This is a genomic window from Micromonospora sp. NPDC057141 (assembly GCF_042670805.1).
GTDB lineage: Bacteria > Actinomycetota > Actinomycetes > Mycobacteriales > Micromonosporaceae > Micromonospora.
Window position 1 is genome coordinate 73095 of record NZ_JBHUVA010000012.1, and the last position, 12219, is coordinate 85313.

A 12219-nucleotide genomic window follows, 5' to 3' on the forward strand; every position below is an offset into this window, starting at 1 on the left:
GGGTGAGCGAATACCAGTACTACGAGTTCCTGGCGGTCGACCGACCGCTGACCGCCCGTCAGCTCGACGACGTGCGGCGGCTGTCGACGCGGGCCCGGATCACCTCGACGAGTTTCGTCAACACCTACCACTGGGGCAACTTCCGGGGCGACCCGCGCCAGATGGTGGCGACGTGCTACGACGCCTTCCTCTACCTGGCCAACTGGGGCACCCGCCAGCTCATGATCCGGCTCCCCCGCACATCGCTGGACCTGCCCACCGCGCGGCGGTACTGCGACTCCGAGGCGGCGTCCGCGTGGGCGGCCGGCGACCGGGTCGTCATCGACCTCACCGACGACGACGAGGACGGGGACGAGTGGATCGGAGACGAGGTCGGGGAGGGGCGGCTCGCCTCGATCGTCCCGGCCCGCGCCGACCTGGCCGCCGGTGACCTGCGGCTGCTCTACCTGGCCTGGCTGCTCGCGGTGGGGCGCCACGAGGTCGACGACGACGAGCCGGAGCCGCCGGTGCCGCCGGGCCTGGGCACGCTGTCCGCGTCGCTGGCGAGCCTGGTGGAGTTCCTGCGCATCGACACCGACCTGATCGCCGCCGCCGCCGAGGCGAGCGCGCCGCTGGCCCGTGCGGAGCCGGCCACGGCCGAGCTGCGCCGCTGGTTGCGGGGCCTACCGACAGACGAGAAGGACGAGCTGCTGCTGCGCGTCGCACGGGACGGGGACGTACCCGTGCGGGCGGAGTTACGGCGACGGTTCCGGGCCGCGAAGTCCGACGGCGACCCGGCGGACGCGGCGACCGGTGCCCGGACGGCCGGGCAGCTCCGCAAGGCCGCCGGGGCGCGGTGGACGGAGCGCCAGCGGGCGGATCAGCGGCGGCGCGCCGCGGAACTCGCCCGCCAGGAACGCGCGGCACAGGCCGCCCGCGAGCGGCGGCTGGTCGAGCTGGCCGCCCGACCGGAGCAGGCGAGGCAACGGGTGGACGCGCTGATCGAGACGAAGAAACCCCGCGAGTACGACGCGGCGGTCACGCTGCTGACCGAGCTGGCCGCCCTCGGCCAGCGGGACGGCCACCAGGCGGCGTTCGCGGAGCGGGTCCGGCTGCTGCGCGTGGCGCACCAGCGCAAGCCCAGCCTGATGGACCGCTTCGACCGGGCCGGCCTGCCCGGCGAGTAGGCATACATACGTGCCGTCGACCGTCACCGTGTACGTCTCGGTGGCGTAATGGTACTCGCCGCGTTCACCCTGGTAGTCCGGCGTGCAGGAAGTCAGGTGTTCACGAATCGTGTCGGTTCGGCGAGCACCGCCGCTGCTCCGCCGGAATCGGCAAGGCGAGCGGCAAGCGTTGCCACCGCAAGCCGCTCCGGCAGTGCGGCGGCGAACTTCAGGCCGGCGAGTGCCTTCTCGTCGACATCCGGCAGGCAGAGCCGATCTGCGGCATCAGCCGTGAGCATCCGCCAGGCAGCCGGGGTCAGGTCGTCGCGGAGCCGGATGCTGCGGTCGTCGAATCGTCCGACCGGATCGACGATCTCGCTGAGGGTGGCGGTCAGGGTGGCGTTCACCCGGAAGCCGGCCCAGGTCCACCAACGCAGGTCGCCCTCCCTTTCCCGCACGACCAGGGTGCCGCCCGGGTGTACGAGGTGCGTCATCTCGGACCGTTCCCGCGCGAGCCGATCGACCGCGCGGCGGGTCAGCCTCACCGGTGGGTCCGCCCCGAGCAGCACCTCCCGCACCGCCCGGACCATCTCGAATCCGAGGTACGCCCAGCCGCTGCCCGACCACCGTGCCCGCCCACCGCCGTCGGCGGGCTCGACGAAACACCGCCGCCGACGCCAGTCGATGTACGTCACCCGCCAACTGCGACCGGCCAGCAGGAGTCGGCGTTCGCCAAGGACCTTCTCGGTGAGGAGACTCGGGTCGATCCGGCCCAGTTCGTCACGGCCGAGCAGGACGACGAACTCCGGTGGCCCGGTGAACACCGCCGTCATCTCCATGAAGTGGCGATGCCCGAAGCGCTGCTCCGCCGCCGGCCCGATGAACAGCATTCCCGCGTCCTGGTCGAGGTAGCCGTGCTCGACCAGGTGGCGGACGATCGGCCGAGCGCTCTCGTCGAGCGGCGCCAGTCCGTTCCATGCGCGGACCCACTCGTGGCCGCCGACGCGGTGTTCCTGGAGGCAGAGCGCGAGCATCTGCTGGGCGACGATGTGCCGGGGCTCGGGCGGTGGGGTGACCCGCTCGACCCAGCCGCGTGACCAGAGCAGGAGCAGTGCCGCCGCGCCGGCGAGCGCCTCCCCGTCGAGGGTCAGGAAGAGGCAGTTCCGGATGCCTCCCGGGCGCCGGCCGGTCCGGCCGAGTCGTTGCAGGAACGAGGCCACCGTGGCCGGGGCGTCGATCTGGATCACCCGGTCCAGGTCGCCGACGTCGATGCCCAGTTCCAGGGTGCTGGTCGACACGATCACGCAGTCCCGGGCCTCGCTGAACGCCTGCTCCGCGCGCCGTCGTTCGTCGGTGGAGAGCGACGCGTGGGAGAGGAAGGTCTGCACCCCCTTCGCCCGCAGCAGTTGCCCGAGTTCCTCGACCGTCTGCCGGGACTCGCAGAAGACCAGCCGCTTCTCCCCGGCGTGCAGGCCGGCGATCACCGTCGCCGCGTTGGTCAGCGAACCGACGTAGTCCAACTCGATGTCCCCAGGCGGGGGGAGATCGGCCACGGCGGTCGTCTCGGGAGCCACCACCCGGGCCGGCCGGTCGCCCGCGCCCGCCCCCTGCAGCCAGGTGAGCAGTTCGTCGGGGTTGCCGACGGTGGCGGAGAGCCCGATCCGTTGCAGGGGCCGGCCCGCAACCCGGGTCAGCCTTTCCAACACGGCCAGCAGATGCCAGCCCCGGTCGTCGCCGGCGAAGGCGTGCACCTCGTCGACGACGACGGCGTGCAGCCCCGCGAGGAAGAGGCGATGGTCGACCTTCGTGCTGACCAGCATGGATTCCAACGACTCGGGGGTGGTGAGCAGGATGTCGGGCCGCTCGTGGAGCACGGCCCGCCGCCGGGAGGCGTTGACGTCGCCGTGCCACACCGCCGCTCGGCGGCCGAGCCAACCGGCGTACTGCTCGATCCGGGGTTGGAGGTTGTTGAGCAGCGCCTTGAGCGGGGCGAGGTACAGCACGGACGTGCCGGTCCACCGCTGGTGCGCCATCCGGGTCAGCAGCGGAAAGAGCGCCGCCTCCGTCTTGCCGCCGGCGGTGGGCGCGAGGAGCAGGGCGTCCTCGCCGGCGCGTACCGGTGCGATCGCGGCCCGCTGCATCGGTCGCAGGTCCCGCCAGCCCAACGTGTTGACGAGGTGGTGCACCACGACGGGGTCGAGGTCCGCCGGCATGTTAGATCGGCAGTTCGACGTCGTCCGCCGAGGCAGCGGCGTTGCGTTCGACCTCGGTCAGCTCGTCGGCCCGCAGGGTCATCTCGTAGTGGCGTCGCGGGTCCCAGTCGGCGAACTGGTCGACCCGGTCGAAGATGTCCGCCACGAGTTTCTTCAGGTAGACGCGGGGCGCCACCCCGACCTTGCCGCCGAGTGCCCCGGTCACGACCCGGGCCAACGCGGCGAGGTATTCGTCGTCGACCCGGGAGTCCACCGCCGGGCTCGCGTAGATGGCGCGCACCCGCTGGCCGAGTTCCACCAGGGCATCCACGGTGAAGCCGGGCAGTCGCAGTTGAGCGGCGCGCGGATTGTCCCAGCGCGGTTCGGGGCCGAAGTCGGTGGCGAGGCGCTGGGCGAGCGGCGCGAGCCGTTGGACGCCCTGCGGGCCGTCGAAGAAGGCCGGCGTGCCGGTGATCACCAGCAGAAGGCCGGGGAAGCGGTCGGCGTGCACCTCGTCGATGAGCTGCCGCAGGGCGTTGAGCGCCTTGTCCCGCGCGTCGGAGCGTACCCGTTGCAGGGTCTCGACCTCGTCGAGCACCAGCAGCAGCCCTCGGTGGCCGCTGTCCCGCAGGACGGTGAGCAGCCCGCGCAGGAAGCTCAGGGCGCCGAAGTGGTCGAGGTCGCCCTTGACCCCGGCCACCCGCCGCGCCGAGGCCGCGACGTGCGGCTGGCCGCCCAGCCAGGCGGCGAGCCCGTCGGCGGTGAGATGGTCGCCGGTGGCATTGGCGGCCCGGTAGCCGCGCAGTGCCGCAGCGAAGCCGGGCGTGCTGCGGGAGATGTCGCCCAGCCGGCGTTCGAGCAGGTCGGCCACCGCCCGGTCGAGCGCCTCGGCGTCGTCCTCGCTGATCGTCCCCCGCGCGAGGACGTCCTCCTCGAGCGCGAAGATCCAGCCGTCGAGCACGGGCCGGAACGCGCACGGCGCGAACTGTTCGGTGCTGAGGTGTTCGACCAGCCGGCGGTAGACCGTCTCCATCCGGTGCAGGGGCGTCTCCAACTCGGACACCTGCACCTCGGCGGCGGCGAACCCCCGCCGCTTGGCGCGCTCGGCCAGCCACCGGGTGAAGAACGTCTTGCCGGCGCCGTACTCGCCCCGGACCGCCTTGAAGACACTGCCACCGCTGCCGACCCGGTCGAGGTCGTCGTCGAGGGCCGTGGTGAACCGGTCCAGCCCGACCGCGAGCGCGTCGAGTCCGTTGCTCGGCACCACACCGCGACGCAGGGCGTCGATGACGTCCCGACGACGCCGGGCGGAGATCTCCGGCGTCATTGGGGCTCCAGCCCGAACTGTTCGACGAGCAACGCCCGGTTGAGGTGGACGGTGCGGCCGTCCGGGTCGAGGGTGATCACGGGATAGCCCTCGACCTGGAGCAGCCGGCGCAGTGCGGTGACGGTGCCGCTGATCCGGTGCGCCGGCACGTTGGCTCGGGCGGCGAGCGTGTCGAGGGTCGCCCGGTCGCCGCCGGCCACCAACGTGTTCAGCAGCGCCGCGACCCGCTCGTCGGCCAGCGGCACCCGGGGGTCCCGGCGCTGGGCGTAACGTTCGCTGGCGAGCAGGGCCGCCACCAGGCCGGGCGTGGTCGCGGCGGGTCCCGACGCCGCCGCCGGCCGGGCCGTGCCGGGCGCGGCGATGGCGGTGATGTCGAACAGGCTGTCCGCCTGCTCCACCGCTCGACGGGGTTGCCGCCGCCCGGAAACGCCCGAGCGGGGGGGTGGCGCGGCGTTCTCCGTCAGCGGCTCCCGCCACCAGTCCGGGCTGGCCACCGGGGCACCCGTCCACCCGGGCACGGCGTGCTCGTCGCCGGCCGTCAACACGAGCAGCGGGATCACGGCCTCCGCCGGGGCCGCCCCGCCGTGGTAGCCGGCCTTGCGGGGCCCGTACCGGACCTCCTCCCGCCAGGGCAGCACGGCCGAACCGCCGCCGAGCAGGACCCGGCTGCCCGTGACGGTGACCTCGGCCTCGTCGGCGGGGCCGGTCGCCGGGCGCCACCGGTTCTCGCTGCTGGTGCTGGGCAGGGTGACCGACTCGGGCCCCCGGTCGACGACGTGACCATGGTCGGAGACGAGCACGACCACCCGGCCGGCGGCCGAGGCGAGCAGGTCGCCGACGACGGTGACGGTGGTGTCCTTGCCCCAGACGGTGGTGCCCGGGTCGCTGCGGTCGAGGGCGTCGTCGATCGTGTTGACGACGGCGGCGACCAGCGGGACGGCGGGGTCCTCGAGCGCGGCCAGCACGGTCGGTTCGAGGGCCGCACCGGCTCCGGCCCGCAGGGCGGCCTTGTGCAGCAACCGTCCCGCCGGGAACCGGGCGTCGAAGGCCTTCCGCTCGGCCTGCTGGCCGCCGGCGGCCAGCCGCCCGCTCAGCAGGGCGCACCGGCTCGCCTCGGTCACGGTCGGCAGGGCGGCGAGCACCCCGGTCCGTGGCCCGCCCTCGGGGGTGAGTTCCACCCAGGCGCCGCTGCCGGTGACCGACTCGGCCACCTCGGTGGCGGCGGCGACGCTCATGCCGTCGAGGACGAGCAGCAGCACCCGGTGACCGTGGTCGAGGATCGGTTGGATCACGCGGTCGAGCACGTCCTCCACGCGCAGCAGCGCCCCCGGCTCGGCCTCGGCGGCGGTCGCCTCGGCGAGCAGCGTGGCGAACTGCCGGTCGTGCCGGGAACGCCGGGCGTCGACCGCGCGGTGCAGCAGCCGGTACGCCTCGGCGACCTGCGGATCGGGGTCGCCCGCGAAGAGGTCGAGGCGGGCCCGGTCGACCCAGCCGTCCTGCCGCACCTGTCGGTGCAGCGCGTCGAGCAGCGTGGCCGGCGGTGGGCCGTCGGTGGTGGTGAGCCAGCGCAGCAGGCGTACCGCCATCCGGGCGGCTTCCACTCGGCGGGGCTCCGCCGCCCGGTGCGCCTCCACGGTGGCGAGCGCGGACTGCGCCCGGGTCACTGCCGCCGGGAGCGCCGATCCGCCGGCCGGCACGGCGAGCCGGACGGCGTCGGCGAAGGCCCGCAGCCGCTGGACGAACCCGCTGGGCAGGATCGCCGACGCGCCGAGCAACTCGGTGACGCCGATCTCGGCGGCGATGGCCTCCGCGCGCCGGAGCATCCGCACTGCCTCGTCCCGGGCGTCCCCGCCCGAGTCGAACGTCCGATAGGCCCACGCCTCGGCTGCCTGGTGCAGCGCCCCGGCCTGCTGGACGGTCAGCCGGAGCCCGCCGAACCTGGGTTCCAGCCGGGTCCGGCCGACGGCGGCCTCCATCTGCGCGGCCGGCCCGCCGCCTTCGGCCCAGAGCAGGCCGGCCAGCAGCCCGAGTGGGATCACGTCCACCCCGTGACCGGCGCGAACGGCCGCCATGACCGGGACCGCGACGTGGCCGGCGACGGCCGAGAGGTATGCCGTGACGCCGTCGGCGACGTTCTTCGGGAGGAGGGCGAAGCGCCGTTGCCGGCGGGCGTCGGTGCTCCACTGCACCAGCCCGCTGTCGTCGAGTTCACCCGGCGGCAGGTCGAGCAGTTCGGCGCTGAGGCTGCGCAGGGCGTGGTCGCGGGTGAGGATCGCGCCCGGCGGGGCGGGCCAGCCGCCCGGCGGGAAGTGGTCGCTGAGCGCGTCGGCGACCCAGCCCCCCACCCGCACGAGGGTGGGGTCGAGGTCGGCCACCCCGCCGAACATCTGCCGGACCAGGTCCCACGGGTCGATCTTGCGGACCCGCTGCCCGCTCAGGTGGGCGAGGAGCCCGTCGCCCAGCTCGGCGTCCGTCAGCTCGGTCAGCAGCACCAGCCGTTCCCCGTCGGCCCGGTCGTGCAGGGCGGCGCGGGCCGCCAGCGGGGTGGGGCACGGGACCACCCGGACGGACCTGCCGTCGATCTTGAGTAGAGGCTCGACCGGCCACTCGGGTCGGGCGGCGAGCGCGATGGCCTCCGCCTGGTCGTCCTTGGCGAGCCAGGCCTCGACCTTGCGCCGGACCGCATCCGGCTGTGCCACGCCGATCGGCGCGCTCACCTGCCCGCCCCCTCGATCCCGTCGTGGCCTGGGACGTCGGCGCGGGTCACCACGCCTCCCAGGTGACCGTGACCCGCCGCCCGGCGGCGATCTCGGCCGCGATCTCGGCCGCGACCGTGCTCCAGGTCGCCGCGTCGGCGACCTCACGGCGCTGCGGGGCGACCGGCGGCTTCCCCGCCCCGGCCGTGCCGCCCTCGCCCGGCACCGCAGCCGCGCCGCCTTCGACCGACCCGGCAGGCCGACCGTCGCCGGCCGGCACCCGGGGCGGGTCGGGGTCGACGGGCTGGCGGGCCGGCGGCACCCCGGTGGGACCGGTCCCGGGCGTCCCGGAGGGTCCACCCCCGGGCGGCGGGCCGGCCGGCCAAGGCGTCGGTGGGTCGGCGGCGAGCAGCGCCGTCGCCGCCCCGGCGGCCTCCTGGAGGGCGTCGACCAGGTCCTGCCCGTGCTGTTCGTGGCGGGCCACGGCCCGGAGCCGGTCGAGGATCGTCCGGGCCCGCTCGTCCTGGCCGGCGCGGGCCTCGATCGCCTGCAGCAGGGGCCACTGGTGGGTCTGGGCCAGCGCCGCGCCGATGTCGCCGGCCTGGGCGAGCACCTCGCCGACGGCCTTGTCGTCGATGTCGCCGAGGTCGGCGCGGGCGGCCATCTGGACCAGCACCACGTCGTCGCGTTCGCCGGCCAGCTCTGCCACGAGACGGGCCGCCCGGCGGGCGGTGGCGAGCCGGCCGGTGCTGGCCGACGGGTCCAGGCCCAGCGCCCCGGCGTGCGCCTCCAACGCCTGGACGAGGTTGCCGGCCGCCTTCCTGCGCGCGTTCGCCGCCGTGCGCAGGGTGCCGGCGAGTTCGCCGAGGTTGGCCGGGGTGCGCCAGGCGGGCAGCACCACGCCGAAGAGTTCCGCGCCACGTCGCACCGCGTCGGCCCAGGCCTGTTCGTCGGGCATCGGCGGGTGCCGCAGCTCCATGCCCTCGTCCCGGATGGCAGCCAGGTTGGTCACGTCGACCTTCACCTCGTGCTGGTACCAGGCGAGCTGCTGCTCCAGCCCGAAGACCGCGATGATCAGGTTTTCCAGCTCCCGGTCGAACCCGAACGCGGCGGGCTCGTCGATGAGCTCCCGCAGCGCGCCCACCGGAAAGCGGTCGGTGTAGCCCTTGTTCGCGGCGGCCTGGAGCAGGTGTTGGCTCCACCGACAGGTGGTGGTGTTCAGCACGTACCGGCCGTCGCTGTACTCGCCGAGGCGCAGGTTGTTGCAGACCCGGCGCAGGATGCGCTGGTCGACGGGGTTGGGCACGCTGACCCCCCGGGCCGGGTCGGCGGCGGCGTTGCGGGCGTACTCCAGGATCTTGGTCAGCTCGCCGCGGGTGACCGGCCTCTCGTCGTCCGGCATCGCCGGGCGGCCGGGGTAGGACCAGGCGAGGAGTTCCCCGGTGAGGTTCCGGAACGCCTCGGCCAGGGTGCCGCCGCGCGGGTCTCCCACGTGCAGCCCGTTGGCGAGGGTGTGGAAGATGCCGACGCTGTCGTCCTGCACGTCGGCGCCGCGCGAGGTGGCGGTCCCGTACGCCTGCATGAGCGCCCCGAGCAGCGTGGAGCGGAGCTGGCTCTGGCGCTGCTGGAGATAGACCCGGCCCTGCTGGCGGTCGGCCAGCGGCCAGTCCGCGGCCAGCGAGTTGAGCCGGTCGCCGCTGCCGTTGCCGAGCAGATAATTGATCTTGGCGAGCTGGGCGACCTTGCCCATCATCTCGTCGGTGAGATAGAAGGGCAGCCAGAAGACGGTCCGCGAGCCGCGCTCCAGCCGTTCGATGCGGGAGCGGTCGGCGCTGCGCTCGTAGCCCAGCGGGTCGAACGGGTAGTCGATGACGATCCGCCACGCCTCGCCGGTGGCGATCAGCGCCGCGACGGGCATCGTGTCCTGGTCGCGGACGTTGCCGAACTTCACCTGGACGGTGTGCCGCCGGCCCCGCCAGTCCCGGGTGTGCAGCAGTTCGCCGAGCTGCCCCTCCGCTCCGACGATCCCCATCTCGGCGGTGACCAGGTCCCGGATGAGCTGCTGCCGCACCCCCGTGGTGTTGGCCTCCTCGTCGGGGACCAGGTCGAGCAGCTTGTCGTAGTCGACGGTGTGCAGCGTGAGCGTGACGACCGGATCGAGGGTCTTGGTCAGGTGCAGCTCACCGGCGCTGTCGGCGACCCGGTTGAGCCGGTTGAGCACGATCTGCCGCTCGTAGCCGGGGATCGGTGAGGTGATCGAGCCGAAGTTCAGCGCGTGCAGCTTGGCGGCGGTGAGGTTGTGCAGCGCCGGCACCTCCGGCACCAACGCGCCGAGCAGCACCGTCTTGATCAGCTTGTCGTCGAGCTGGAACTGCTGGTGCCCGGCCGCCTGCTCCTCGCCGATGCCGTTGAGGTTGAGCAGGATCGGCCGCAGCTTCTGGGTGTAGAGGGTGCGGGCGGACTGGAAGAGCTGCTTGAGCTTCGGCCGGTCGGGCAGCTCGCCGTGCAGCACCAGCGGGTCGAAGAGCGCGGCCACCCCGATCAGGTCGTTGACCTGGAGGGTGTCCCGGCGGGCGACCAGCAGCTCGGTCATCACCTTCAGGGCGGTGCGTTCGCGCTGCAACGCCTGGGAGAGCGCGACGAGGGTCGCCACCAGCGCCGGCGAGAAGGGGTAGAGCTTGCGGAAGGCGGCGGCGTCCGAGCCGATTCCGGCGTCGCCGTACTGCGCGCCGAGCAGCAGGGCGTCCCACACCTCCCGGTTGCCGCGCACGGCGGCGAACGCGTTGTCGATGACCGCCCGGCCCCCGTCGGTGAGCGGCTTGAGCAGCCGCCTCTCGGTGATCTCGGGCAGGTTGGTGTCGGCGAGGGCGATCTCGCCGAACCGGCCCTGGACGCTGCGCATGACGTGCGCCAGGGCCTCCCGTTCGGTGCCGCCGACCTGCGGGCCGAGGAAGTCCTCCAGGTTGCGCTGCCGGGCGACGAACGAGATCAGCGGCAGGGGCCGGGCGGCGTCGGCCGACTCGATCAGCTTGTTGAGCTTCGCACCCTCGGTGTTGACGAAGGTGTGGTCGCTGATCTTCGTGGAGAGCCAGAGGATCAGCTCGTCGAGGAAGAGCACCAACGCGTCGTACCCGAGGGCCTTGGCGTGCCGGGTGATCACCGCGAGGCCGGTGTCCAGGTCGAGGTATTCCCCGCTGCGGACCGCGCCGGTGAAGAACGTGCTGGTCAAGGCGCTGACCAGCTCGTCGCGCCGTTCGGTGCCCGGGGGCTCCGACGCGGCGGCGGCGTAGGTCTCCGGCGTCCAGCCGGCGGCCCGCGCCAGGTGGGCGGCGAGCCCGCCGCCGCCGGCCGCCGGGCCGCCGCCGTCGCGCAGCTCGGCGAAGAACGCCTCGTCGCCCATCCGGTCGCGGATCCGCGCGGCGTCGTCGAGCAGCGCGTCCGACCGGTGTACGGCGGGAACGGGCGCCTCCGGGTGCAGCGCGGTGATCTGGTTGAGGTAGCCCTCCAGGATCGCCTGCTCGACCGAGCGCGCGTCGAGCATGTGGAAGGTGAGGGTGAGCAGCTTCCGGTCGCGCAGCCAGGAGTCGGCGGCGAGGACCGGCTCGGCCAGGCCGCGCACCTCGCGGGCCGCCGGGTTGTGCTGGAGGATCTCCCGCAGCACCGCCATGAAGTGCGACTTGCCGGAGCCGAACGAGCCGTGCAGGAAGACCGCCTGGGAGCGGCCGGTGGTGACGGCGTGACCGATCCGGCGCAGCGCCTCGGCGAAGTTCTCCCGAAGCTGGTCGGTGACGACGTACCGGCGCAGGTCCGCGCCCTCGGCGGCGCGGACGACGAAGTCACCGTCGCCGACCGAGGCCGGAATGTCGATCACGTCCCGTAGCAGGGTCATCACCGCTCCTCGCACCGCCGTTCCCCCGTGCCGCCGGCGTCACCGACGACCCGACGATCCTATGTCCGGACGGTCCGGACAACCTCGGCCGGCACCCGGCGGGCACCATCCCGCCGGGGCCGCGCTCACCGCCACGGCCGCCGCCGGGAACACTCGCCGTCGTGGTCGGGCCGGAGCAGGCACCGCCGGCCGCCGTCCATGATCCGGTCGCAGAAGACCCAGTGGCGTACGTTCTGGTCGTCCTCGACCGAGACGGTGGTGCCGCCGGGGTCGGTCTGCGGCAGCACGTGCGTCCAATGCGCCACCACCCGGGCCAGCCGCTGCGCGGAGAGCAGGTCGTTGGCGACCACCGGCAGGTGGATGACGAAGCGCTCGCTCACCTGCCCCACTCCCGCTCGTTGCGGGCGTGGCTCCGCTCGGACTGCAACCGGCAGAGCGCGAGCTTGACCCGGCCGACCTCCCGGCGGCTCCGGTCGAGCGCCTCGTAGGCGGCGGCCAGCTCACCGGCGACCCGGTCGAGGAACTCCTGCACCTCCCGAGGGTCGAGCCCGCGCCGACCGAGCGGGGTGGAGCGGAACCGCTGCTCGCGCACCTGCCAGGGCAGCAGCCGGCGGTGGGCCGACGGCCGGTGACCGGCCGGCCCATGGGCCGTTCGGCCACGCCGGACCCGGCGGAGAAAGACGCGCATGACAGGACCTGCCTCTCGTCGAGATTGACCTGTGGAAGGAGCGGGCCCACCGGCCCGCCGCGCACCGGCGGACCCACCCCGGCACCTGCCAACGCAGCCTTCAACCAGCGGTACGACGGCAGGGCACACCCATGGCCGCTGAGCAGCTAAAACTCCACAGTGGCCGCAGAGGAAGTGAAGCACCGAGTCCAGCCAAAATGCAACGTCTAACAGAGATCACATTAGAGAGATCGAACAAAGATCCCTTAACACAGGGTTACGTGTCTATTGTTTCTGATACAC

The 12219-nt window shown here is 73.5% G+C and carries 7 protein-coding genes; 1 reads left to right on the forward strand and 6 read right to left on the reverse strand.

What is annotated here, in order from left to right; genetic code table 11:
* The first annotated feature begins 2 nt into the window (after nucleotides 1-2).
* A complete protein-coding gene (locus ACFT41_RS10395) occupies nucleotides 3-1166 on the forward strand; it encodes a hypothetical protein (protein WP_377587464.1) in 1164 nt (387 codons plus the stop codon).
* Nucleotides 1167-1258: 92 nt separating this feature from the next.
* On the opposite strand, the gene ACFT41_RS10400 is transcribed toward ACFT41_RS10395, so the two are convergent.
* The 6 genes from ACFT41_RS10400 to ACFT41_RS10425 form a co-directional block, all read right to left on the reverse strand.
* Nucleotides 1259-3358, reverse strand: a complete 2100-nt coding sequence (locus ACFT41_RS10400) for a DEAD/DEAH box helicase (protein ID WP_377587465.1) — start codon at nucleotides 3356-3358, stop codon at nucleotides 1259-1261.
* A 1-nt stretch (nucleotide 3359) separates the two neighbouring features.
* Nucleotides 3360-4664, reverse strand: a complete 1305-nt coding sequence (gene brxD, locus ACFT41_RS10405; protein ID WP_377587466.1) for a BREX system ATP-binding protein BrxD — start codon at nucleotides 4662-4664, stop codon at nucleotides 3360-3362.
* A complete protein-coding gene (pglZ, locus tag ACFT41_RS10410) occupies nucleotides 4661-7381 on the reverse strand; it encodes a BREX-2 system phosphatase PglZ (RefSeq protein WP_377587467.1) in 2721 nt (906 codons plus the stop codon). The genes brxD and pglZ overlap by 4 nt, the downstream gene beginning before the upstream one ends.
* A 46-nt stretch (nucleotides 7382-7427) precedes the next feature.
* Nucleotides 7428-11249, reverse strand: coding sequence for a phage resistance protein (locus tag ACFT41_RS10415; RefSeq protein ID WP_377587468.1), 3822 nt, complete (start codon nucleotides 11247-11249; stop codon nucleotides 7428-7430).
* 125 nt (nucleotides 11250-11374) lie between these two features.
* On the reverse strand, nucleotides 11375-11629 hold the full coding sequence (locus ACFT41_RS10420; protein WP_363631691.1) for a hypothetical protein: 255 nt from the start codon (nucleotides 11627-11629) through the stop codon (nucleotides 11375-11377).
* Entirely contained in the window at nucleotides 11626-11937 is a 312-nt protein-coding gene (locus tag ACFT41_RS10425; RefSeq protein WP_377587469.1) for a DivIVA domain-containing protein, read from the reverse strand. The genes ACFT41_RS10420 and ACFT41_RS10425 overlap by 4 nt, the downstream gene beginning before the upstream one ends.
* Between the last annotated feature and the right edge of the window lie 282 nt (nucleotides 11938-12219).